Annotated in this window: 19 protein-coding genes; 13 read left to right on the forward strand and 6 right to left on the reverse strand. The window is 67.3% G+C overall.

All coding sequences use genetic code 11. The features are described from left to right. Positions 1–115: 115 nt before the first annotated feature. Positions 116–3,706 carry a lamin tail domain-containing protein gene (locus ACTOWK_RS17585; RefSeq protein ID WP_441331397.1) on the reverse strand — a complete coding sequence of 1,197 codons (3,591 nt, stop codon included), beginning with the start codon at positions 3,704–3,706 and terminating at the stop codon, positions 116–118. 172 nt (positions 3,707–3,878) lie between these two features. On the opposite strand from ACTOWK_RS17585, the gene ACTOWK_RS17590 reads away from it, so the two are divergent. Next, positions 3,879–4,757 (forward strand): tryptophan 2,3-dioxygenase, encoded by an 879-nt coding sequence (locus tag ACTOWK_RS17590; RefSeq protein ID WP_441331398.1) that lies wholly within the window; start codon positions 3,879–3,881, stop codon positions 4,755–4,757. Positions 4,758–5,233: 476 nt separating this feature from the next. After that, positions 5,234–6,817, forward strand: coding sequence for a peptide MFS transporter (locus tag ACTOWK_RS17595; RefSeq protein ID WP_441331399.1), 1,584 nt, complete (start codon positions 5,234–5,236; stop codon positions 6,815–6,817). Between the two features lie 944 nt (positions 6,818–7,761). Here ACTOWK_RS17595 and ACTOWK_RS17600 read toward each other — a convergent pair. Continuing rightward, positions 7,762–8,319 carry a MarR family winged helix-turn-helix transcriptional regulator gene (locus ACTOWK_RS17600; protein WP_441331400.1) on the reverse strand — a complete coding sequence of 186 codons (558 nt, stop codon included), beginning with the start codon at positions 8,317–8,319 and terminating at the stop codon, positions 7,762–7,764. 98 nt (positions 8,320–8,417) lie between these two features. On the opposite strand from ACTOWK_RS17600, the gene hppD reads away from it, so the two are divergent. The 7 genes from hppD to ACTOWK_RS17635 all read left to right on the forward strand — a co-directional run bounded on the left by hppD (position 8,418) and on the right by ACTOWK_RS17635 (position 15,571). Beyond that, the gene (hppD, locus tag ACTOWK_RS17605) at positions 8,418–9,509 is read left to right on the forward strand and encodes a 4-hydroxyphenylpyruvate dioxygenase (protein WP_441331401.1); all 1,092 of its coding nucleotides are present in this window, start codon (positions 8,418–8,420) and stop codon (positions 9,507–9,509) included. A gap of 42 nt (positions 9,510–9,551) precedes the next feature. After that, the gene (locus ACTOWK_RS17610) at positions 9,552–10,052 is read left to right on the forward strand and encodes a hypothetical protein (protein ID WP_441331402.1); all 501 of its coding nucleotides are present in this window, start codon (positions 9,552–9,554) and stop codon (positions 10,050–10,052) included. Between the two features lie 146 nt (positions 10,053–10,198). Further along, on the forward strand, positions 10,199–11,524 hold the full coding sequence (gene hmgA, locus ACTOWK_RS17615) for a homogentisate 1,2-dioxygenase (protein ID WP_441331414.1): 1,326 nt from the start codon (positions 10,199–10,201) through the stop codon (positions 11,522–11,524). Positions 11,525–11,678: 154 nt separating this feature from the next. After that, complete coding sequence (locus ACTOWK_RS17620) at positions 11,679–12,311, forward strand: lectin (protein ID WP_441331403.1); 633 nt, start codon at positions 11,679–11,681, stop codon at positions 12,309–12,311. 99 nt (positions 12,312–12,410) lie between these two features. Continuing rightward, complete coding sequence (locus tag ACTOWK_RS17625; RefSeq protein ID WP_441331404.1) at positions 12,411–13,424, forward strand: sodium:calcium antiporter; 1,014 nt, start codon at positions 12,411–12,413, stop codon at positions 13,422–13,424. Between the two features lie 46 nt (positions 13,425–13,470). Continuing rightward, complete coding sequence (nhaA, locus tag ACTOWK_RS17630; RefSeq protein ID WP_441331405.1) at positions 13,471–14,700, forward strand: Na+/H+ antiporter NhaA; 1,230 nt, start codon at positions 13,471–13,473, stop codon at positions 14,698–14,700. A gap of 4 nt (positions 14,701–14,704) precedes the next feature. Next, positions 14,705–15,571, forward strand: a complete 867-nt coding sequence (locus ACTOWK_RS17635) for an SDR family oxidoreductase (protein WP_441331406.1) — start codon at positions 14,705–14,707, stop codon at positions 15,569–15,571. A gap of 1,031 nt (positions 15,572–16,602) precedes the next feature. On the opposite strand, the gene ACTOWK_RS17640 is transcribed toward ACTOWK_RS17635, so the two are convergent. Further along, on the reverse strand, positions 16,603–17,490 hold the full coding sequence (locus tag ACTOWK_RS17640; protein WP_441331407.1) for a DMT family transporter: 888 nt from the start codon (positions 17,488–17,490) through the stop codon (positions 16,603–16,605). A 70-nt stretch (positions 17,491–17,560) separates the two neighbouring features. On the opposite strand from ACTOWK_RS17640, the gene ACTOWK_RS17645 reads away from it, so the two are divergent. Continuing rightward, on the forward strand, positions 17,561–17,998 hold the full coding sequence (locus ACTOWK_RS17645) for a hypothetical protein (protein ID WP_441331408.1): 438 nt from the start codon (positions 17,561–17,563) through the stop codon (positions 17,996–17,998). A 244-nt stretch (positions 17,999–18,242) separates the two neighbouring features. Here ACTOWK_RS17645 and ACTOWK_RS17650 read toward each other — a convergent pair whose 3' ends face one another. The 3 genes from ACTOWK_RS17650 to ACTOWK_RS17660 form a co-directional block, all read right to left on the reverse strand. Beyond that, positions 18,243–18,731, reverse strand: a complete 489-nt coding sequence (locus ACTOWK_RS17650; protein WP_441331409.1) for an Mpo1 family 2-hydroxy fatty acid dioxygenase — start codon at positions 18,729–18,731, stop codon at positions 18,243–18,245. 55 nt (positions 18,732–18,786) lie between these two features. Next, complete coding sequence (locus tag ACTOWK_RS17655; RefSeq protein ID WP_441331410.1) at positions 18,787–19,122, reverse strand: DMT family transporter; 336 nt, start codon at positions 19,120–19,122, stop codon at positions 18,787–18,789. 210 nt (positions 19,123–19,332) lie between these two features. Then, positions 19,333–20,262: a phosphoribosylaminoimidazolesuccinocarboxamide synthase gene (locus tag ACTOWK_RS17660; protein WP_441331411.1), complete on the reverse strand. Its 930-nt coding sequence runs from the start codon at positions 20,260–20,262 to the stop codon at positions 19,333–19,335. Positions 20,263–20,459: 197 nt separating this feature from the next. On the opposite strand from ACTOWK_RS17660, the gene ACTOWK_RS17665 reads away from it, so the two are divergent. From ACTOWK_RS17665 to rraA, 3 genes are all read left to right on the forward strand, one after another. Next, the gene (locus ACTOWK_RS17665) at positions 20,460–20,795 is read left to right on the forward strand and encodes a J domain-containing protein (RefSeq protein WP_031374183.1); all 336 of its coding nucleotides are present in this window, start codon (positions 20,460–20,462) and stop codon (positions 20,793–20,795) included. A gap of 67 nt (positions 20,796–20,862) precedes the next feature. Continuing rightward, positions 20,863–21,543 (forward strand): ribulose-phosphate 3-epimerase, encoded by a 681-nt coding sequence (gene rpe / locus ACTOWK_RS17670; protein WP_441331412.1) that lies wholly within the window; start codon positions 20,863–20,865, stop codon positions 21,541–21,543. After that, a complete protein-coding gene (rraA, locus tag ACTOWK_RS17675) occupies positions 21,540–22,013 on the forward strand; it encodes a ribonuclease E activity regulator RraA (RefSeq protein ID WP_441331413.1) in 474 nt (157 codons plus the stop codon). Before rpe ends, rraA begins: the two co-directional genes overlap by 4 nt. The last annotated feature ends 400 nt before the right edge of the window (positions 22,014–22,413 follow it).

Here is a 22,413-nt window from a genome sequence, read left to right on the forward strand (position 1 = left end):
GCGCATGACGGCCCGGAAAATCGCGAACCCGGTCGCACTCGGCGGGCCCCGCCGCCGCCCGGGATGGCCCCGGCGGCGCCGAAGCCCCCGGCTTGCGCCGGGGGCGGGGTGGGACTCAGGGCTGCGGTGCGCCGCCGGGGGCGAGGATCCGCAGGGTGGTCCGGGCGGCGTTGTCGGCCGGGTCCGGATCGGCCGACGAGGACGTCACCGAAGCGGCGAGCTCGACCGTGCGCCCGGCCATCGAGGCGTCGCTGGCGGCGCGCAGATGGAACCATTGCGAGACATGGCCGCTGCTGTCGACCAGCTCGCCGGTGCAGGCGAGGCTGGTGTGGTCGCCCTCGACCACCGGCGCTCCGCAGCGCCAACCCGGCGCGACCGCGCTGACCTCCAGGCTCGGCCACGCCCCGGACAAGGCCAGGCCGAGGCCGACCTGACGCGCCCAGTCCGGACCGGCGTTGTCGACCGACACCGACAGCTCCAGCGGCCGGCCGGCTTCCAGCGTCTCGCCGCCGTTCATGGGCCCGGCCCAGACCGACAGATCGGCCTGGGTGCGCGGCACCAGCCGCAGGTGCAGCGGGTCGACGTCGCCGGCGCGCATCGGCGCGTCCTCCACGTCGCGCAGCACCGCCGGATAACCGGCATTGCTGCGCAGGCGCTGGACCTCGATCCGGTCGGTGGCGCCGATCAGGCGCTCGTCGGCGAAGGCGTGCTGCAGTTCCTGGCGGCTGCCTTCGTCGATCGAGGAATAGCGCTCCGATCCGGGTTCGGTCGCGGTGAGGTTGAGCAGGTCCGGATCGAAACGGTCGACGCCGTCGCCCAGCACCATCGTGCTCACGCCTTCGCTCGGACGGCCGGTCAAGGTGCCGACCGGGTCGACCAGGCCGTCGTTGAACGCGTGCGCATCGAAGCGGCCCAGCATCAACAGCGGCGGCGCGTCGGGATCGTTCTGCTGTTGCCGCACCCAGCCGGCGATGAACTCGGCTTGCAGATGGCGGCGGTCGCGCTGGCGTTCGGCCTCCGGCGTGTCGGCCTCGTTGCCGGCGTCGCTGTCGGCCATTGGCGCCAGCTGCACCAGCAGCAAACGCTGGCGGAAACGGTGGCCGTCGATGGACTGGGTGGTGGCGTCGATGCTCAGCGGCGCTTGATCGAACAACGGCTCCGAGGGATGGCCGCCGCTGTTCGGCAGCGGCACGTCGCGGCCGATCTGGACGACGCCTTCGACGACCACCCGCGAACCCCAACTGCCGACCTGTTCGCTGCGCGCGAGCAGACCGATATGCGGCTTGAGCGGATCGACATTGGGCAGGGCGATGGCGCGGTACTGCGGGTTGCGGTTGCCCGACAGGTTGGCGTCGCGGTTGATGCGCTCGGCCAGGCGCTGCAGCAGGGCTTCGTTCTCGATGCCGGTGATCGCGACGAGGTCCGGCATCAGCAGGTTCTCGCGCAGGCTGCGCGAGAGTTTGCCGAGGCGGCGTTGCAACGCCGGCAACGGCGTGGTCGGTTGAGCGGAGTTGGGCGGGCTGTACTCATCAAAGAGATCCCCGAGGTCGTAACTGACCACCGCGATCTGGCGCTGTTGCGGATCGCCCGGCTCGATCCGCGGTGGCGCCGGCGGAGTGGGCGACGACTGGCGCACGAGCAACTGCGCATCGCGCTGCAGGGCTACGGTGTAGCGTCCGCTGCGCTGATCGAGCGGGCCGATCACCCCGTCGATGCGGGTGTCGATCGCGACATCGATCGGCGCATGGCCGTCGGCATCGCTGTCGACGCCGACCACTTCCGGATTGCCGTCCCAACGCGGCAGCCAATCCAGCGGCTGGCCGCGGAAGATCGGCCGGTAGCGCGTGCCCGGCTCGCGCATCGGCGCCGGCTGATCGGGGGGACCGAGCGCGACATGGAAGCGGCCGTCGCTGCGGGTGCGTTCTTGCACCGCATCGAAGCGGCCCCCGGTCGGACCGACCACGCGCACCTCCGGCAGGCCCACCCGCATGCCTTCGAAGGCTTCGTAGTCGACCGCGCCGTAGAGCGGCTGCCAGGGCAGCAACGGTGCCGGCGGCAGCGGTCGCGGCGAACTCGTCAGCAGGACGATCGCCGGCGAGCCCGCGATCGCGGTCATGCTGCCGCGCTGCGGGTGAGTGCCGCTGTCGGACAACTCCGCCACCGTGCCGGATGCACGCACGCGCAAACCGCGCCACTGCGGATCGGGGCGACTGCCGGTCTGCACGAACAGGCCCTGCGAGGTCTGCGGATCGCCGTCGTTTTCGAACTCCTCGCTCTGCAGATAGAAGCCGTCGTCGCTCAGCGCGGTGACGATGCCTTCGACCGAGACGAATTCGCCGCGCAGCGGCGAGACCGCATCGCGGCCCTGTACGGCCGGGATCGGCACCACCCGCAGATCGTCGTCGACGATCGTGACCAGGCCTTCGAGACTGGCGCTGCCGTTGTCGGCGATCGCGCCGGACAGGATCTGCCCCTCGATCCTGACCGTCTCGTCGCCTTCGTAACGCGTGTCGCCGCGTACGCCGAAGCTGACGTGGGCGCGGTCCTGGCCGGGACCGATCACCGCTTCGTACTCGAACGGCAGATAGTCCTCGTGGATCGTCGCCGAGCCGCCCTCGGCCGAACTCAGCCGCACCCGCACGCCGTCGCTGCCGGCGGGACGGTCCAGGCGCAGTTCGATCGGGAACGGCGCGATGTCGGCATCGCCTTCCTTGAGCGCGTTGCTATGCAGGGACAGACGCGGCGGCGGTTGTTGCGGGTCGTCGTCGACGATGGTCGCCTGGAGGTTGAGGTAATCGCCGTTGGCGGTGACCGCGCCGGCATGGACCTTGACCTGCAGGCTCACGGTTTCGTCGCCTTCGATCAAGGTATCGCCCTTGATCTGCAGCACGAAGCTCGCCTCGCTCTGGCCCGGCGCGATGCGTCCGGACTTGTTGATGTAGAGGTAGTCGACATCCGGCGTGGCGCTGCCGCCGCTGTTGCTGAAGACACTCCATTCCACCCCGTCGGGGCCGGCCGGACGATCGAGGCGCAGGGTGAACACCAGATCGGTATAACCGCTGTCGCCTTCGCGGGCTGCGCGGGTTTCGACCGACAACACCGGCGGCACCGGGGGTGTGCACAGCAGCTTGGGCGAAGTCGAATTGCGCGGCGCCGCGGTGGCGACGGCGAAGTCGGTGGCATTGACCTGGGTGTCGCTGCAGCCGCTGTCTTTGCGCAGCAGCGCGGTGGCGGCGGCGAGAGGCGAGGCCTGGCGGCCGCCCTCGGCGCAGTCGGCCGGGCCGTAGCCGACGAAGTCGGGCAATCCGGTCGGGCAGGCGGCGGTCAGGGTAGTGTTGTGGGCGACCAAGGCGATCTTGCCGCGTTGGGTGCTCATGGCGACGGTGCCGCTGGCGTTGGCGACGGGCAGGTTGAGGCCGTTGTTGCCGCTGCTCTGGCGGATCAAGTAGTAACCGCCGGCGGCGATGCTGCCGCCGAGCGGAGTGCGCAGCCAGGCGCTGCCGCTGGAGGCGTATTGCACGCTCCAGCCGTTGAGGCTGACGGCGTTGCTGCTGTTGTTGTGCAGTTCGATGAAGTCGGTTCGGTAGCGGGCGTCGGTGAGGCCGCCGCCGGCGTAGATCTGGCTGACGACGACTTGCGCCTGGCCGGAGCCGGACACGGCCAAAGCGATACCCGCCGCGAGGGCGCGGCTTGCGAGTTTCTGCATGGATTCCCCTGATGGATGCGCCTGCGGGAGGTGCTTGGCAGGCCCGGTCATTATCCGTTTTGGGCGTCGCACACATCGCGACTGGCAACCGTAACTGGTTGCCCCGGTTACGAAAGCCGACCCCGGCGCAGGCGATGCGTTACGCTTTGCGCCCCTGCCGTGAGTGCCGCCGATGTCCGTCGAGAAGAACCAGCGCGAACTGGAAGCCGGTATCCATACCGACCTGTCCGGACGCATCAGCTACGGCGGCTATCTGCAACTTGATCGGCTGCTGTCGGCGCAGCGCGCGCTGTCGGACCCGGCCCATCACGACGAGATGCTCTTCATCATCCAGCACCAGGTCTCGGAGCTGTGGATGAAGCTGATCATCCATGAGCTGAGCGCCGCGCTCGACCATTTGCGCCACGACCAGGTCTGGCAATGCCAGAAGGTCCTCGCGCGCTGCAAGCAGGTGCTGCGCCAGCTCACCGAGCAGTGGTCGGTGCTGGAAACGCTGACGCCGTCGGAATACATGGGCTTCCGCGAAACCCTGGGGCCGTCGTCGGGCTTCCAGTCGCTGCAGTACCGCACCATCGAGTTCATGCTCGGCAACAAGAACGAAGCCATGCTGCGGGTGTTCGCCCACGACCCGCAGGGGCAGGTCTCGCTGGAGAAGGCGCTGTCGGCGCCGAGCCTGTACGACGAATTCCTGATGTATCTGTCGCGTTTCGGCCATCCGATCCCGGCGATCCACCTGGGCCGCGACTGGCGCCAGCCGCACGTCAGCGACCCCGCGCTGCAGCCGGTGTTCGAACGCATCTACGAAAACACCGACCTTTACTGGCGCGAGTACGCCCTGTGCGAGGACCTGGTCGATCTGGAAACCCAGTTCCAGTTGTGGCGCTTCCGCCACATGCGCACGGTCATGCGCATCATCGGGTTCAAGCGCGGCACCGGCGGCTCCAGCGGCGTGGGCTTCCTCAAGCAGGCGCTGGAACTGACCTTCTTCCCGGAACTGTTCGAGGTGCGCACCACCATCGGCCCGTCCGAAGGCTACGGCGCCGGCACCTGAGGCGGCGCTTCGATACCACTGCGTATCGAGTGGCGCTGTTACAGGGGTAGGGGCGACGCAAGCCGTGGCGGCCTCTTTGGATGCGTCGACGGCGAGGTCACTGGAATGACCAAGCGACCGTCGGAGGTTGCGTGGACGGCGGGTAGTTCGGTCCCATCCCGGTCTTGCAGTTTCCGGGTAGGAACGGCGCAAGCCGCGACTGCGAACCCACAATTATTGCGTCGCCAACATCGGCCCAGACCGGGCCCAGCCCCGGCCCGACAGCGACCCAGACCGCAGCAAACCGGCACCTCCAACCGCCGGATCGCGCAAAATTCTCCCCCGTTCAGCGCTTCGCAAGCGTGATTGTTGCGCCGCAGCAACCGGCAATCCGGCCAATAAAGGTTTGACGGGACCGGTCCATGCCGGTAAATCTCCCCGACCCGTGCCGTAGGCGTGGGATTTTCATTCAGTTTCGACACGACAGGGGACACCGCATGAGCGGAGCCGCGATACCGACCCAGGGCCAAGCGCCCATACCCGAGTTCAAGCAGATGCTGGGGCACCCCAAGCCCTTGTGGATGCTGTTCATGACCGAGTTCTGGGAGCGCTTCGCGTTCTACGGCATCCGCTGGGCGCTGGTGCTCTACATCGTGGCGCAGTTCTACAGCGGCGATGCGGTCGGCGAAGCGCCGGCCAACCGCGTCTACGGCGCCTACCTGGCGTTGGTCTACGCCGCGGCGATTTTCGGCGGCTATATCGCCGACCGAGTATTGGGTTACCAGCGCTCGATCCTGTTGGGCGCGATCATCATGGCCTCGGGCCTGTTCCTGATCGCGATCCCGAACGAACAGATCTTCAAACTGGGTCTCGCCACCATCGTGGTCGGCAACGGCCTGTTCAAGCCGAACATCTCGACCATGGTCGGCAAGCTCTACGGGGTGACCGACGGCCGCCGCGATTCGGGCTTCACCATCTTCTACATGGGCATCAACGCCGGCGCCTTCATCTCGCCGATCCTGACCGGCTGGCTGGCCGAACAGGTGTTCGGCACCGCGACCATGCCGGCCTACAAGTTCGTGTTCATGGCCTCCGGCATCGGCATGCTGATCAGCCTGGTGTGGTTCTGGTTCGGCCGCCGCCAGCTCGAAGGCATCGGCCGCCCGCCGGAAGACAGCGCCGGCAGGCAGAAGGTGCTGTACGTGTTCCTCGGCGCCCTGGCCTCGATCCCGGTGGTGTACTTCCTGCTCGCGGTCGGCGCGACCACTTTGCAGTGGGTGCTGCTGGCGATGTTCGTGGCGTTGTGCGGACTGCTGCTGTTCGAAGGCTTCCGCGAAGGCTCGGTGCAGCGCGACAAAGTCATCGCGATGCTGATCATCTTCACCTTCAACATCCTGTTCTGGATGTTCTTCGAGCAGGCCGGCAGCTCCTTCACCTTCCTTGCCGACAAGATCGTCGACCGCCAGTTCGACGGCGGTTTCCTGTTCCCGAACGCGTGGTTCCAGTCGGTCAACTCGCTGGCCATCATCACCCTGGCGCCGCTGATCGCCTGGATCTGGGTGGCGATGCGCAACGCCAATCCCTCGATCCCGCGCAAGTTCGGCCTGGGCCTGATCTTCAACGGCCTGGCCTTCCTGCTGCTGGTGGTGGTGCTGACCCCGCTGGTGATCCCGGCGCTCGGCATCGATAGCCTGCCCTCGTGGCTGAAGTGGGCGCCCTCGGTGTCGCCGGATTCGCCGTTCGCGGCCGCGCCGGGCAAGGTGCCGTTCTGGTCCTTGTTCATGGTCTACGTGATCCAGTCGATCGGCGAGCTGTGCCTGTCGCCGATCGGCCTGTCGATGGTGACCAAGCTGGCCCCGGTGCGCCTGGTCGGCTTCGGCATGGGCGGCTGGTTCCTGTCGACCGGCATCGGCAACAACCTGTCGGGCATCTTCGCCGGCGTGGTCAGCGGCGAGAAGGGCATGGACACCTCGACGGCGCTGACCGGCTACGGCTTCGGTTTCATCGTCCTGGTCGGCGCGGGCCTGCTGTTGTTCCTGATCGCGCCGCTGGTGCAGAAGTTGATGCACGGGGTGAAGTGACCCGGCGCCGCGCTTTGCGCGCGGTCATGCGGTGAACGAAAGACGACGGCCACGGCCGTCGTCTTTTTTTGTGGCCCGGTGGCGGCGATGTTGGGCTGCGACGCTAGCCGTTGCCGTTGCCGTTGCCGTTGTTGTTGCCGTTGTTGTTGCCTTTGCCTTTGCCTTTGCCTTTGCCGTTGCGGTTGTTGTTGCCTTTGCTGTGCGCCGAATCGCACTGGCGAAGGCAATAGAAGACCCGAAGGGCGGCCCGCAGGGATGCGGGCCGTTTTTCATCGGGACAGGGATGTCCCGTATGTAGATAGATCCCTGCGTCTGCATCGCTCGTGCGGGCCTGTGACTCAAAACAAAGCAACTTCTTTGGTTAGCTTTCTTTTGTTGCTTTAGACAAAAGAAAGTAACCCGCCGCTTTAGTGGCGGAAGCTCTTGGCGTTTGATCTGGATCTAGATCTTGCTTGAGCGAGGCGCTGCGAGACCGACGCAGCGCGGTCGCGGCTTGCGCCGCTCCTACCCTGGCTCCAGCCGGGAGCGGCACGGGATTGAGGCGTCGTGGTCGCCGCTTCTAGGGTAGGAGCGGCGCAAGCCGCGACCACGCCCTGTCGGCCTCCGGCGTTTCGATCAATCAAGTGCAAAGCTTCCGCCCGCTAACGCGGCCGGGTTACTTTCTTTTGCTAAGCCCAAAAGAAAGGTAACCAAAGAAAAGGGCTCTCCTTGCAAGGGCACAAGCCCGCGCGATCGATGCCGACGCAGGGATGCTCCAGACAGGCCATCCATGGCCTGCTTGCGCACGGCCCGCATCCCTGCGGGCCGCCCTACGGGTCAGCTTTTGACCGGCAAAGCAGCAAAGCAGCAAAGCAGGTCAAAATCTCGGCAACGGCAACGGCAACGGCAACGGCAACGGCAACGGCAACGGCAACGGCATCCGCGTCCTGCGCGAACCCACCCACCTAGCGCGTCGTCGCCGCCATCTCCGCCTCGGCTTGCATCTCCAACTCGTCGAGACGATCCAACAACCGGAACAGGGCCTCGCGCTCGGGCGCCTCGATGCCGATCAGCAGACGCTGCTCGAAGGCCAGCGCCATCGGCGCGACCTCGTCGTAGATCTTGTAGCCGTCCGGCGACAACTGCAGCACCGAGCGGCGACGGTCGTCGTCGTGGGTGTCGCGCTCCAGGCGGTCGGCTTCGATCAGGCGGGCGACCGCGCGGCTGACCGCGACCTTGTCCATCGCGGTGCGCTGGGCGACCTCGTTGGCCGACAGGCCGGGGTAGCGGCCCAGCACCGCCATGACCCGCCACTCGGTCACGCTGAGGGCGAAGCGCTCGGAATAGACCCGGGCGATCGCGCTGCTGACCCGGTTGGACAGGACCGAGAGGCGGTAGGGCAGGAAGTGTTCCAGGTCCAGTTCGGCATGGCGCGGCCCGCCGGGCTTGCCGATCGGCGCGGTCGGGGCGCCGGCAGCGGGGGACTCGGGGGCGGCATCGGGGTCGGATTGAAGTCGATTCATGTTGCACTGTGCCTTGCTTATGGTTTCATGTGAAACTATAACGACCCTTTCGACAAGGCCGTCCGCAGCGGACCCGGCCGCCACCTGAGAACAATGCCATGAATGCGCAGCCCAACCTCGGCATGCAGGTCACCACGTTTGAGAATCCGCTCGGCATCGACGGGTTCGAGTTCGTCGAGTTCGCCGCCCCGAAGGGCCAGAGCGACCTGCTCCACGATTATTTCCGCAAGCTCGGCTTCAGCGCCGTGCTGCGCCACAAATCGCGCCCGATCACCGTCTACCGCCAGGGCGGGGTGAACTTCCTGGTCAACGAATCGCCCGACAGCTTCGCCGCGGCTTTTGCGCAGGCGCATGGCCCCTGCGCCGCGGGTTTCGCGATCCGCTTCAAGAAGCCGGCCGACGAGGTCTACCAGGCCGTGCTCGGCAACGGCGGCGAAGCGGTGAGCGAGCGCGCCGACACCCGCGCGATCGATGCGCCGGTGGTCAAGGGCATCGGCGACTGCATGCTGTACCTGGTCGACCGTTACGGCGACCACGGCACGGCCTATGAAGACTACGAGCCGATCCCGGGCGCCGACCAGCACCCGACCGGGTTCGGCCTGACCTTCATCGACCACCTGACCCACAACCTCTACTTCGGCAACATGCAGAAGTGGTCGGACTACTACGAGCGCCTGTTCAACTTCCGCGAGATCCGCTACTTCGACATCAAGGGCGCCAAGACCGGCCTGGTGTCGAAGGCGATGACCGCGCCGGACGGCATCGTGCGCATCCCGCTCAACGAGTCCAGCGACCCGAAGAGCCAGATCAACGAGTACCTGGACGCCTACAAGGGCGAGGGCATCCAGCACATCGCCTGTTTCACCGACAACATCTACGAGACCATCGAAGCGATGCGCGCGCAGGGCGTCGAGTTCCTCGACACCCCGGACACCTATTTCGACGTGATCGACCAGCGCGTGCCCAATCACGGCGAGGACGTCGCTCGCCTGGCCAAGAACAAGATCCTGATCGACGCCGACCGCGAAACCCACCAGCGCAAACTGCTGCAGATCTTTACCACCAACGCGATCGGCCCGATCTTCTTCGAGATCATCCAGCGCAAGGGCAACGAAGGTTTCGGCGAGGGCAACTTCCAGGCCCTGTTCGAGAGCATCGAACGCGACCAGATGAAGCGCGGCGTACTATAACGGCCGACCGAAACAGCCGGCCGGCCAAGCCAGGGAATGCGCATGCTCAGGGAACTCGTCGATCTGTTGACCTGCCGGGAACTCGAGCCCGAGGAACTGCAATCGCTGGTGGCCGCGGTCGACGGCGCGGCGGAGGATCCCGATCTGGACTGGATCGAGGACCCCTCGCCGGAAGAGCTGATCCAGAACGCGCTGGTGTTCAAGCTCGCCGAGCACATCGCCGTCGGCGACAAGATCGACGAGGTGCACGAGCAGATCAGCGACTTCTTCGCCGAGCCCCTGGCGGATTTCCCGCGTCACGCCGATGGGCGGTGGTTCCTGCCGGACGAGTATTTCGCCTGGCTGGACCCGCTGCTGGCCGAGCGCGGCGCCGACGGCGGCGGTTACGAACTGCTGCTGCTCGAAGACACTTTCAGCGACAACCTGCACGCGCTGCTGGTCTGGCGCGACGACAGTGCGCGGGTCGTGGAGATCGCGACCGCGCTGGCGTTGAGGATCGAACGCTCGACCCAGCGTTCGCTGGGATTGCGCCCCATCATGTGAGGCCGCGCAGGCCCGGCCGTACTGCCCTGCCGACACCGTTCCGCCGCCGCACCGATCCGATCCGCGCCCTGACCAACTGGTAGCGCCCCACCGCACAGTGAGCCCGTATGAGCACCGCAGCCAACGACATCGACAATGTGATTCCGATGCCCAGCACCGAGGCCCAACGCCAGCGTCCGCGCGGCTACATGAGCGGCTTCGGCAACGAATTCGCCAGCGAGGCCGTTGCCGGCGCCCTGCCGCAAGGGCAGAACTCGCCGCAGCGCGCGGCGTTCGGGCTGTACGCCGAGCAGCTCAGCGGCACCGCCTTCACCGCGCCGCGCAAGGAAAACCGGCGCAGCTGGCTGTACCGGATTCGCCCGGCGGCGATGCACGGCACCTTCGTGCCGTACGGCCAGCCGCGTTTCCATAACGACTTCGGCAACGGCCCGGTCTCGCCCGACCAACTGCGCTGGGACCCTCTGCCGCTGCCGGAAGCGGCGACCGATTTCGTCGACGGCCTGTACACCATGGCCGGCAACGGTTCGTCGGCCGGTCAGCACGGTTGCGGCATCCACCTGTACGCCGCCAACCGTTCGATGGAGGGGCGCTATTTCTACAACGCCGACGGCGAGTTGTTGATCGTGCCGCAGCTGGGCCGTTTGTCGATCGCCACCGAACTCGGCGCGCTCGAAGTCGAGCCGCTCGAAGTCGCGGTGATCCCGCGCGGCGTGCGCTTCCGCGTCGAACTGGTCGACGGCCCCTCGCGCGGCTACGTTTGCGAGAACTTCGGCGCTCTGCTGCGCCTGCCCGACCTCGGCCCGATCGGCGCCAACGGCCTGGCCAACCCGCGCGACTTCCTGACCCCGCACGCGTCCTACGAGGACCTCGAAGGCGAGTTCGAGCTGGTCGCCAAGTTCCAGGGCCATCTGTGGCGGGCCGACATCGGCCATTCGCCGCTCGACGTGGTCGCCTGGCACGGCAATTACGCGCCGTACAAATACGATCTGCGCCACTTCAACACCATCGGCTCGATCAGCTTCGATCATCCCGACCCGTCGATCTTCACCGTGTTGACCTCGCCGAGCGACACCCCCGGCACGGCCAACATCGACTTCGTGATCTTCCCGCCGCGTTGGCTGGTGGCACAGCACACCTTCCGGCCGCCGTGGTTCCACCGCAACATCGCCAGCGAGTTCATGGGCCTGATCCATGGCGCCTACGACGCCAAGGCCGACGGCTTCGCGCCGGGCGGCTCGTCGCTGCACAACTGCATGACCGGCCACGGCCCGGATGCGCAGACCTTCGAGAAGGCCTCGGCCGCCGACCTCTCGCAGCCGCACGTGATCGTCGACACCATGGCTTTCATGTTCGAGACGCGCGCGGTGATCCGCCCGGCCGCGCAGGCCTTCGACGCCGCGCATCGCCAGCGCGACTACCAGGCCTGCTGGGCCGGCTTGCGCAAGCATTTCGACCCGAACAAGCGCGACTGATCGCGGGCCTCATCGTTCGACCCGCGCGCGGCCCGGCCGCGCGCGGGCGTTCGCGCGACGGCCGCCGTGCGAGGGCGTTTCGCACCGCATTCACGCAAAACGGCTAGGCTGCAGCGGCCACCCGAACCGCGCCCCGCGCGCCGGAGTCCTGCCGATGAAGCGTTTGCCACTCCCCGTCGTATTGCCGGCCCTGCTGTTGGCGCTGGCCTTGAGCGCCTGCCAGCGCGAGGCCGCCGGCCCCAGCGATGCCGCGACCAGCCCGACCCCGCCGGCCAACGATCAACCCGCCGAAGACGTGCCGCCCGCGACCGCACCGGTGGTCACCCCGCCTGCGAGCGACACCCTGGCGCGCTTCGACGGCTACGGCGACCTGCGTTTCGGCATGAGCGCCGACGAAGCCAGGAAGGCCTGGGGCGGCGAGCTCAAGGGCGACGCCGCGGCCGATGGCGGTTGCTATTACCTGCGGCCGATCTGGGCGCAAAACGCGGCCGAGTTCGGTTTCATGATCGAGAACGGCAAGTTCGCCCGCGTCGACGTAGGCAACGACAAGGAGACCGCGCCCGGCGGCGGCAAGCGCGGCATGAGCGCGGACGAGATCCGCAAACTCTACGCCGGCCGGGTCGAGGAGCAACCGCACAAATACGTCGAAGGCGGCAAGAACCTGCGCATCGGCGACACCGCCGGCGGCGCCGGCGCCCTGGTGTTCGAGATCGATGCCGCCGGTAAGGTGACCGCGTGGCGCATCGGCGTGCCGCCGCAGGTCGACTATGTCGAAGGCTGTTCCTGATAATCGAAACCAGCGAAGCGGCCGCCGCGACGCGGCAAAAGCGCAACCTGGCCCGGGCTGAGCATAGAATCGGCCATTGACCGCAAGGGGATGATCGTCATGTTCGAAGCCGTCGGCTTATTCGTACTCGGCCTGGTATTGCTGGCCCTGGGCGGCGATTCGATCGTCAAGGGCGCCTCGGGCCTGGCCCAGCGCTTCGGCGCCTCGCCGTTCGCGGCCGGCCTGGTGTTGGTCGCGTTCGGCACCTCGTTGCCGGAACTCGCCGTCAACCTGCAGGCGGTGGTGCGCGGCCAACAGGCGCTCGCGCTCGGCAACGCGGTCGGCAGCAACGTCGTCAATTTCGGCCTGACCCTCGGCCTGGCCGCGCTCGCCGCGCCGCTGCTGGTGCGTTGGCGCGCGCTGGCGCCGCTGCTGCTGGTGCTGCTGCTCGGCACCCTGGCGGTGATCGGCCTGGGCCTGGACGGCGTGCTCAGCCGCGGCGAAGGCCTCGTCATGTTGCTGGCGTTCGTCGCGGTGGTCGCCTATGCGATCGCGCGCACCCGCCGCGAAGCGCCGGAACTGCAGGACGCCATCGCCGCCTTCGCCCAGACCCAGACCCATCTCGGCCTGAACCTGGTGCGAGTGCTGATCGCGTTGGTGCTGATGCACTTGGGCGCGTACCTGATCATCGGTGGCAACGGTTTGTGGAGCCTCGGCGCCTCGCCGGCGCTGGCGGCCGGCTTCGGTTCGCCGAATGCGGCCATCATCGGTGCCGCGATGGGTCTTTCGCCGCTGCTGACCGGTCTGTTGCCGGTGGCGATCGGCACCGCGCTGCCCGAGGCCATGGCTGCGATCGCGGCGGCGCGGCGCGGGCAGGGCGACATCGTCGTCGGCCACGTGGTCGGCTCGAGTCTGTTCAATCTGCTGATCGTGATCGGCGGCATGGCGGCCTGGCACAGCGTGCCGCTGCCGGCCTCGTTCGTGCGTTTCGAGCTGCCGGCCGCGGCGGTGTTCGCGCTGATGCTGTACCCGATGCTGCGGGGCGACCTGCGCGTGAGCAAGCGCGAGGGCGCGATCCTGCTGCTGGGGCTGGTCGGCTGGATCGGCTTCGAAGTGCTGATGCTGCTGCGCTGAGCGCGGTTGACGCGGGCTGGACGCCCGGGGCCCATATAATGGCCGGATGAGCGAACTCACCCCCACGCCGCGACTGCCGCGACGCGCGTTGCGCGCGCTCAGCGAGTTCTTCCGTCTCGAAGCCGCCGGCGGCATCGTCCTGATCGTCGCCGCAGTGCTCGCCCTGATCGCGGCCAACTCACCGCTGCAGGCGGCCTATGAGGCTTTCCGCGAGATCCCGGTGCAGGTGCGCATCGGCGCGCTCGACATCGCCAAGCCGCTGCTGCTGTGGATCAACGACGGCCTGATGGCGATCTTCTTTTTGGTCGTGGCCCTGGAGATCAAGCGCGAGGCGCTCAGCGGGCAATTGGCCGAGCGCTCGCAACTGGTGCTGCCGATGGTCTGCGCCGCCGCCGGCGTGATCGTGCCGGCGCTGCTGTTCGCCGCGCTCAACCGCGGCGATGCGGCCTCGATGCGCGGCTGGGCGGTGCCGACCGCGACCGACATCGCCTTCGCTCTCGGTGTATTGGCCCTGCTGGGTTCGCGCGTGCCGGTGGCGATGAAGCTGCTGCTGTCGACGATCGCGGTGGTCGACGATCTCATGGCCATCCTCATCATCGCCTTCTTCTATTCGCACGGCCTGTCGCTCACCGCATTGATGTGGGCGGCGGTCGCGCTGGCCGGCATGTGGGTGCTCAACCGCCGCGGCGTGACCTCGCTGGGGCCTTATCTCGCGCTGGGCGTGGTGCTGTGGGTGTGCGTACTGAAGTCCGGCGTGCATGCGACCCTGGCCGGCGTCGCCACCGGCCTGATGATCCCGCACGTCGACAAGCGCAACGCGATCGACGACGAGCACGAGCATTCGCCGCTGGAAACCCTGGAGCACGCGCTGCACCCGTGGGTGGCTTACGCGATCCTGCCGCTGTTCGCCTTCGTCAACGCCGGCCTGTCGCTGAGCGGCGTCAAGCTCGAAGACGCGACCGCGGCGCTGCCGATGGGCATCGTGCTGGGCCTGGTGCTCGGCAAGCCGGTCGGCATCGTCGGCGCGGCGCTGCTGATGCGCGTGCTCGGTTGGGCGCGTTTCCCCGCCGGCATGGACCTGCGGGCGATGATCGGCCTGGGTTTGATGTGCGGCATCGGTTTTACCATGAGTCTGTTCATCGCTTCGCTGGCGTATCAAGACCCCTTGTTGTACGAGGAGGCCGTGCTCGGCATCCTCGGCGCTTCGCTGTTGTCGGCGGTGGTGGGTTATTTCTGGTTGCGCGCGGTGCTGCCGGCGCGGAGTGGGCAGGGCTGAAGGCATGAAACACGCTTTGGTATTGGGCGGCAGCGGCCAGATCGGTCTGCCGTTGTTGCAACGTCTGTACCACGCCGGCTGGCGAGTCACCGCGATCTCGCGCCACGAACAGCACGACCGCCCCGGACTGCATTGGCTGCAAGGCGATCTCTCGTCGATGCCGGCGTTGCCGCCGCGCGTGGATGCGATCTTCAGTTGTGGCCCATTGCTGAAGTTTTCCCGGTGGTATGCGCAGTCGGGCATCGAGGCCTCGCGCGTGGTCGCGTTCGGTTCGACCAGCGCCGAGACCAAGCGCGGCTCGGCCGATGCCGACGAGCGCCGCGTCGCTCAGGAACTGCGCGACGGCGAGGCCGCCTTGTTCGCCGCGGCGGTGCCGCGCAAGGATGCGGTGACCGTACTGCGCCCGACCCTGATCTACGGCGCCGGCCGCGACGCCACCCTGACCCGGATCGCTCAACTCGCGCGCCGTCTGCGCTACTTCCCCTTGCCGCGCGGCGCCAACGGCCTGCGCCAGCCGGTGCACGTCGACGACCTCGCCGATGCCGCCTTCGCCGTGCTCGACGTGCCGGCGACCTTCGGCCAGGTCTATGCCGTGCCCGGCGGCGAAGTGCTGAGCTACCGCGACATGGTCGCGCGCACCCTGGCCTGCCTGCGCCCGCCGGTGCGCCTGATCGAGTTGCCGTCGCCCTTGTTCAACCTCGCGTTGCTCGCAGCGCAGGCCACCGGCCGCGCTTCCGGCCTCGGCGAAGCCGCGGTGCGCCGCATGCGTGGCGACATGACCTTCGACGCCGGTCCGGCGCTGCGCGACTTCGGCTATGCGCCGCGGGCGTTCCGGCCGAGTGCGGAGATGTTCGAGCCGCCGCGGGAATAGTCGCGCGGCGTCGATCTCGCGTCGTTCCTCCTGTAGGAGCGGCGTGAGCCGCGACCGCGGGACGCGCAGAGGTCGCATAGCCGCCGCCATTGATCGAAGCTTTGATCTGTCGCAGGGTAGGAGCGACGCAAGTCGCGACCGCGTTGCTTACCGTTGCGGCGTTTCTTGTCGCGGAGCGATGAGGCCACAGCCACAGCCACAGCAAAGCTTCCGTCCGCTGACGCGGCCGGGTTACTTTCTTTTGCTGGCCCAAAAGAAAGCTAACCAAAGAAAAGGGCTCTCCTTGCAAGGGCACAAGCCCGCACGATCAAAGCCGACGCAGGGATGCTCCAGTCAGGCCATCCATGGCCTGCTTGCGCACGGCCCGCATCCATGCGGGCCGCCCTACGGGTCTTCAATTGACCGGCAAAGCAGCAAAGTCGATCAAAACACGGCAACGGCAACGGCAACGGCACTTTGGGTGCCGCGACATGCTCTTGGGTAGGAGCGGCGCAAGCCGCGACCGCGTGGCTTCAAGTTCGCGCTGCTAATTTCGATGCCGTCGCCTCGGCCGTTGCTGTTGCTGCTGCTGTGCGCCGCCGAACACTCGCGAAGGCAATGGAAGACCCGGAGGGCGGCGCGCAGGGATGCGCGCCGTTTTTCATCGGGACAGGGATGTCCCGTATGAAAAATCCCCGCGTCGGCATCGCTCGTGTGGGCCTGTGATTCAAAGCAAAGCAACTTCTTTGGTTAGCTTTCTCTTGTTGCTTTAGACAAAAGAAAGTAACCCGCCGCTTTAGTGGCGGAAGCTTTTGGCGTTTGATCCTGATCTTGCTTGATCGATGCGCCGCAAGATCGAAAGAACGCGGTCGCGACTCGCGTCGCTCCTACCCCTTGCGAACGCGCGCCGCTTCGACGAATGATGGCGGCCTTGTTATCTCTGCGCGTTCCGCGGTCGCGGCTTGCGCCGCTCCTACCGTGACGGGCTGCGGCCGGTATTGCCGCGAGATTGATGCGACGCGGTAGCGGCTCACGCCGCTCCTATCCCTTGCTCAAGCATCCGTCGCCGATGCCGGCGTGCGCGATTTCGCCAGCGATCGCAAAGCGATGATCAGCACACCGCCCAATACCATGGCGCCGCCGATCCACAGGCGCGGGCCGGGGCGGTCGCCCCAGAAGGCGACGCCGAGGGCGATCGCGAACACCGGCACCAGCAGCAGCCAGGGGGTGACCTTGGCGACCGGATGGCGCTGTACCAGCACGTAGTACAGGCCGTGGCCGAGCAGCGACGAGACGAACGCGGCATAGACGACGCCAAGCCATGCGACCCAGCTCACCGAGCCGAGTGCGGCGAGACCGCCGGGTTCGAACGCGACGCTGAGGCCGATCAGCGGCGCTACCGCGATCAACGCGGTCCAGCCCTGCTGGCTGTAGACGTCGAGCCCGCGCAGGCCTTTCATCAGCACCGTGCCGAGGGCCAGGAACGCGGCCGAGACCAGCATCAGCACCACCGCCATCGGCTTGTCGAGCACCAGCGGATCGAAGCCGAGCACCAGCACGCCGGCGAAACTCAAGCCGATCGCCACGCCGGTGCGCCAGGCGAAGCGCTCGCCGAGCAGCCACCAGGCCAGCACCGCGGTCATCGGGACATAGCTTTGCAACACGATCGCCGGCGAGGACAGGTCGCCGGCGGCCTTGAGCGCGCTGAAGCTCAAGCCGAAATGCAGGACGCCGATGCACAGGCAGACCGCGATCAGGCGCGGCCACTGGCCCGGCGCCGGGCGCTTGACGAAGAACGCCAGCGGCAGGGCGAGCAGGGCGAAGCGCAGCCCGGTGAACAACAGCGGCGGGATCTCGCGCAGCGCATAGGCCGAGGTCAGGAAGTTGAGCGCCCAGGACAGGACGACGAGCAGCAACAGGACGATGTCGCGAACGGGCATGGGGGAGGCCGATTGGGCTATCGTGACGGCCGCTCGAGCGGGTCGCGAATGGCGTGACGGGAGAAGCATTGTGAAGTATGCGTTGCAGACTGCGGGCCCGTTCGTCTGGGGCTTGCTGGCGATCGCCGCCTTGGTGTTCTGGCTGATGCCGAGCGCCTGGCTGTTGCGCGGCTGGGTCGCGCAGTTGGTCAAGGCGCGGCCGGCCTATGGCGCGGCGCTGTGGTCGGTGGTGTTCGCCCTGGTGCTGTGGGCGATGTTGGCGGTAACGGCGATGATCGTCCTGCATGGCCGGGCCGCCAGCAGCGGCTGGCCGTTTGCGGCGGTCGCGTTTGGGTTGTCCTGCCTGGCGCTGGCTTTCAGCGTGCGCATCCACCTGCCCGGTCCCGATGGAGTGCGCTTGAGCTGGTCGCGGGCCTTGTCGGTGTCGGCGGCGACCTGCGTGGTGCTGTGGGCGCAGGCGGCGCTGTGCGTGTATCTGCTGGGACGAATTTACTTCCCGCCGGTCTGACCGGCATCGGTCGAAAGTCGGTGTTCGGCTTCTGGATGGAAGCCGCGACCGGCGAGGCGAATGGCCCCGATGCGGCGCGTGCCATTCCTGTCCGGGGCTAGCCGGCGACGCGGCGAGGTTGCGGCGTCGCGGTCGCGACTTGCGTCGCTCCTACCCTAGGGGCCTGATCGAGCGACGATGCGATGCGGAGCGCGTTCACGTCTCGCGTCGCTCCTACCCCAGAGCAAAGAGCGGATCTGCTCGCTCAGTACGACCAGCCGAACTTGCGGTAGAGCTTCGACAGCACCCAGGCCGGGCCGATCAGCAGATAGGTCAGGTCGGTCAGAAAGCTCGGCTTCTTGCCTTCGATCTTGTGGCCGATGAACTGCGCGATCCAGGCCACCACGAACACGGCGATGGCGGTGTAGAGCAGCACGGTCAGGCCGAAGCTCTGCGCGATCCAGTGCGCGATCAGCGACAGCACCACGAACTGCACGAGCATGCCGAAGCCGAGCTTGCGCGAGGCGCGGTAGTAGAACAGCAGCGCGGCGAACATCGCCAGCGCGGCCCAGGCGCCCGGACGGAAGAACGTGCCCGGGGCGGGGATGCACCACAGCAAGGCGATCACGCTCCACAGGATCGCCGGCACCGCGACCACGTGGATGCTCTGGTTGGTGGCGTTGCGGTGGTCGCCGGAGTAACTGGCGAACCAGCGGTCGATGGGGCGTTGCGACGATTCGGCGACGGTGCTCATGCTCGACTCCCGTTGCGGCGGGGCGGACGCGGGGTCCGCGGATTGGTGCGTGCGGTTAGTGGGCCGCGGACTTCGAGAATAGCTGGATCACCGCCACGCCCGCCACGATCAGGCCGATGCCGGCAAGCGCGCCTGCGTCCAGGGTCTGTTTCATGAACAGCCAGCCGATCGCGGCGATCAGGACGATGCCGACGCCGGACCAGATCGCATAGGCCACGCCGACCGGCACCGTGCGCAGCACCAGCGACAGGAAATAGAACGCGGTGGCGTAGCCGATGCCGACGATCAGCGAGGGCACGAGCCGGGTGAAGCCGTCGGAGGCCTTGAGCGCGCTGGTCGCCACCACTTCGGCGGCGATCGCGATGCTGAGGTACAGGTAGCCGATGTTCATGCGGTGCTCGCGAGAGAGACGATCGGGCCAGGGTAACGCGCATGGCGGCAGGGCTGAATCCGTGGTCGGGCCCTGAGTGTGGCGCGGATCGCGCGGCGCGTGAGATGCGCGCATGCAGGTTGGCCGCGCCTGCGTACGTGTCTGGCCGCGCAGGCCCCGCAGGGGCGCGCTTGAAACCGAACCGGCCCGCGTGTGCGGGCCGGTGGGGAGTCAGTCGATCGAGATGCCGGCGAGTTTCTGCAGTGCCTCGGCGTACTTCGCCCGGGTGCGTTCGATCACTTCGGCCGGCAGGTTCGGCCCGGGCGGGGTCTTGTCCCAGCCCAGCGTCTCCAGGTAATCGCGGACGAACTGCTTGTCGTAGCTCGGCGGGCTGGTGCCGACCTGGTACTGGTCGGCGGGCCAGTAGCGCGAGGAGTCCGGCGTCAGCATCTCGTCCATGACGTACAGACGGCCGTCGGCATCGGTGCCGAACTCGAACTTGGTGTCGGCGAGCAGGATGCCGCGCTCGGCGGCGTAGTCGGCGGCGTAGCGATACAGCCGCAGGGTCGCATCGCGCACCGCTTCGGCGAGCCCGGCGCCGACCGTGCGCACGGCGGTGTCGAAATCGATGTTCTCGTCGTGGTCGCCCACGGCGGCCTTGGTCGAAGGCGTGAAGATCGGCTCAGGCAGCTGCTCGGCCTGGCGCAGACCACTCGGCAGGGCGATGCCGCTGACCCGGCCGGTGCGCTGGTAGTCCTTCCAGCCGCTACCGATCAAGTAACCGCGGGCGATGCACTCGATCGGCACCGGCTTGAGCCGCTTGGTCACGACCGTGCGCTTGGCGTAAAGCTGGGCGTCGACACCGGCCGGCAGCACCGCGGCGACGTCGATCCCGGTCAGGTGGTTGGGGATGATGTGCGCGGTCTTGCCGAACCAGAAGTTGCTGATCTGGCAGAGCATCTCGCCCTTGCCGGGGATCGGGTCGGGCAGGACCACGTCGAAGGCGCTGAGACGGTCGGTGGCGACCATCAACAGACAGTCGCCGCCCGGGGCGGCGCCCGTGGGCAGACGCTCGGCCGGAAGGTCGAAGACATCGCGGACCTTGCCCCGGTGGCGCAAGGGCAGGCCGGGCAGTTCGGATTGCAGCAGTGTGGTCGTCAACGTGGGGACCCCTGATGGCGGCGGCATAGATGATTCCCCCCATCGCCTCGCGCCGCCGGAGCCGGGACGGCTCGCGCGCGCAGGCGCGACGGGGCCGGGCAGTGTACGCCGGCTGGCGTCCGCGTGCAGGTAGACTGGGGTCCGGCGGCCCGAAGGGGTCTGGACGGGCCGCGAACGGCCCGGGACGATGGGCGCGGATGAAGCGCTGGTACGGCAAATTGCTCGGTTTCTTCGCCGGCGCGGCGCTGCTGCGCGGCAACCCCTTCCTGGGCGCCATCATCGGCCTGCTGATCGGCCACGCCTTCGACACCGACTGGTTCAAGCTGCGCGGCGACAACCCCTATGCGGTGCTGGGCCTGAGCACCGACGCCAGCGACAGCGAGGTCGACCAGGCCTACCGCCGGCTGATGGCGCAGTACCACCCGGACCGGGTCACCCAGGCCGCCCCGGAACTGCGCAGCCAGGCCGAGCAGCGCGCCCGCGAGATCAACCGCGCTTACGACCGCATCAAGACCCTGCGCCAGCGCCGCTGATCGTCCGCGCTTGGCCCCCCGGCTGGGGGAGGCGACAATGGCCGCCTGTCCGTACCGGCCCCGTCGCATGTCCCTGCAATCCACCGTCATCGCCCCTTCGATCCTCTCGGCCAACTTCGCCAAGCTCGGCGAGGAGGTCGACAACGTCCTCAAGGCCGGCGCCGACTGGGTCCATTTCGACGTCATGGACAACCATTACGTGCCGAACCTGACCATCGGCCCGATGATCTGCGAAGCGCTGCGCAAGCACGGCGTGACCGCGCCGATCGACGTGCACCTGATGGTCGAACCGGTCGACCGCATCGTCCCCGACTTCGCCAAGGCCGGCGCCAGCATCATCAGCTTCCACCCCGAAGCCAGCGGCCACGTGCACCGCACGATCCAGCTGATCAAGTCGCACGGTTGCCAGGCCGGCCTGGTGCTGAATCCGGCGACCCCGATCGAAGTGCTGGACTGGGTTCTAGAAGACCTGGACCTGGTGCTGCTGATGTCGGTCAATCCGGGCTTCGGTGGCCAGAGCTTCATTCCCTCGGCGCTGGACAAGCTGCGCCGCGTGCGCGAGCGCATCGACAACAGCGGACGTGCGATCCGGCTCGAGATCGACGGCGGCGTCAAACCCGACAATATCGCCGAGATCGCCGCCGCCGGCGCCGACAGCTTCGTCGCCGGTTCGGCGGTGTTCAACGCGCCCGACTACGCCGAAGTGATCGGCAAGATGAAGGCGGCGGTCGCGGCGGTGCGCGGATGAATACCTGCGACCTGTGCGATCTGCACGAAGCACGGGTGCGCGTATTGGACCTGCCGTTGCGCGACTACGGCGGGCGCCTGGCGTTCGATGGCACGGTCAGCACGATCAAGGCCTACGAAGACAATACGCTGGTGCGCGAAGCGGTGGCCGAAGCCGGCAATGGCCGCGTGTTGGTGATCGACGGCGGCGGCTCGATGCGCCGTGCGATGCTCGGCGATCTGTTGGCCGCGAAGGCGGTCGAGAACGGTTGGGCCGGCGTGGTCGTCTATGGCGCGATCCGCGATAGCGGCGCGATCGGCGCGATGGAGCTGGGCGTCAAGGCGTTGGGCACCTGTCCGCGCAAGACCGACAAACTGGGGCAGGGCGCGCGCGACGTCGTGATCGAGATCGGCGGTCTGGTGATCCGGCCGGGGGATTGGTTGTGTGCGGATGAGGATGGGGTGGTGGTGGCGGACGAAGTTTTGCGTTGAGGCGTCTTGTGCTGGTCTCTGTCGGCGGTCGCTGCGAATCTACGGTGTCCGATGTACCAGGGTAGGAGCGGCGCAAGCCGCGACCGTGGAACGGGTAGAGGTAATGAGGCCGTCGCCATTTGTCTAAGCGGCGTGTTCTCGCCAGGGTAGGAGCGGCGCAAGCCGCGACCGCGCTGCAATGGTCTTGCGGCGCGACGCTCATGCAAGATCTAGATCTAGATCAAACGCCAAAAGCTTCCGCCACTTAAGCGGCGGGTTACTTTCTTTTGTCATAAGCAACAAAAGAAAGGTAAGGCGGAGTCAACATCCAAGTGCATCACCCCACCGCAAGCACGTCCTCAATAGAGAAGTTCACCGGCCGCCTGTAAAGCTTCTCCAGAAACACCTCCGCCGGCATACG

The organism is Lysobacter sp. CA196 (assembly GCF_052078695.1).
Classification (GTDB): domain Bacteria; phylum Pseudomonadota; class Gammaproteobacteria; order Xanthomonadales; family Xanthomonadaceae; genus Lysobacter.

What these genes read in the sequence shown, in the direction of transcription:
- ACTOWK_RS17595 (WP_441331399.1), top strand. Translation starts at nt 5,234, where the DNA reads ATGAGCGGAGCCGCGATACCGACCCAGGGCCAAGCGCCCATACCCGAG.
- rpe (WP_441331412.1), top strand. Translation starts at nt 20,863, where the DNA reads ATGTCCCTGCAATCCACCGTCATCGCCCCTTCGATCCTCTCGGCCAAC.
- ACTOWK_RS17625 (WP_441331404.1), top strand. Translation starts at nt 12,411, where the DNA reads ATGTTCGAAGCCGTCGGCTTATTCGTACTCGGCCTGGTATTGCTGGCC.
- ACTOWK_RS17600 (WP_441331400.1), bottom strand. Translation starts at nt 8,319, where the DNA reads ATGAATCGACTTCAATCCGACCCCGATGCCGCCCCCGAGTCCCCCGCT.
- hmgA (WP_441331414.1), top strand. Translation starts at nt 10,199, where the DNA reads ATGCCCAGCACCGAGGCCCAACGCCAGCGTCCGCGCGGCTACATGAGC.
- ACTOWK_RS17640 (WP_441331407.1), bottom strand. Translation starts at nt 17,490, where the DNA reads ATGCCCGTTCGCGACATCGTCCTGTTGCTGCTCGTCGTCCTGTCCTGG.
- nhaA (WP_441331405.1), top strand. Translation starts at nt 13,471, where the DNA reads ATGAGCGAACTCACCCCCACGCCGCGACTGCCGCGACGCGCGTTGCGC.
- ACTOWK_RS17585 (WP_441331397.1), bottom strand. Translation starts at nt 3,706, where the DNA reads ATGCAGAAACTCGCAAGCCGCGCCCTCGCGGCGGGTATCGCTTTGGCC.
- rraA (WP_441331413.1), top strand. Translation starts at nt 21,540, where the DNA reads ATGAATACCTGCGACCTGTGCGATCTGCACGAAGCACGGGTGCGCGTA.
- ACTOWK_RS17590 (WP_441331398.1), top strand. Translation starts at nt 3,879, where the DNA reads ATGTCCGTCGAGAAGAACCAGCGCGAACTGGAAGCCGGTATCCATACC.
- ACTOWK_RS17665 (WP_031374183.1), top strand. Translation starts at nt 20,460, where the DNA reads ATGAAGCGCTGGTACGGCAAATTGCTCGGTTTCTTCGCCGGCGCGGCG.
- ACTOWK_RS17610 (WP_441331402.1), top strand. Translation starts at nt 9,552, where the DNA reads ATGCTCAGGGAACTCGTCGATCTGTTGACCTGCCGGGAACTCGAGCCC.
- ACTOWK_RS17655 (WP_441331410.1), bottom strand. Translation starts at nt 19,122, where the DNA reads ATGAACATCGGCTACCTGTACCTCAGCATCGCGATCGCCGCCGAAGTG.
- ACTOWK_RS17650 (WP_441331409.1), bottom strand. Translation starts at nt 18,731, where the DNA reads ATGAGCACCGTCGCCGAATCGTCGCAACGCCCCATCGACCGCTGGTTC.
- ACTOWK_RS17620 (WP_441331403.1), top strand. Translation starts at nt 11,679, where the DNA reads ATGAAGCGTTTGCCACTCCCCGTCGTATTGCCGGCCCTGCTGTTGGCG.
- ACTOWK_RS17635 (WP_441331406.1), top strand. Translation starts at nt 14,705, where the DNA reads ATGAAACACGCTTTGGTATTGGGCGGCAGCGGCCAGATCGGTCTGCCG.
- hppD (WP_441331401.1), top strand. Translation starts at nt 8,418, where the DNA reads ATGAATGCGCAGCCCAACCTCGGCATGCAGGTCACCACGTTTGAGAAT.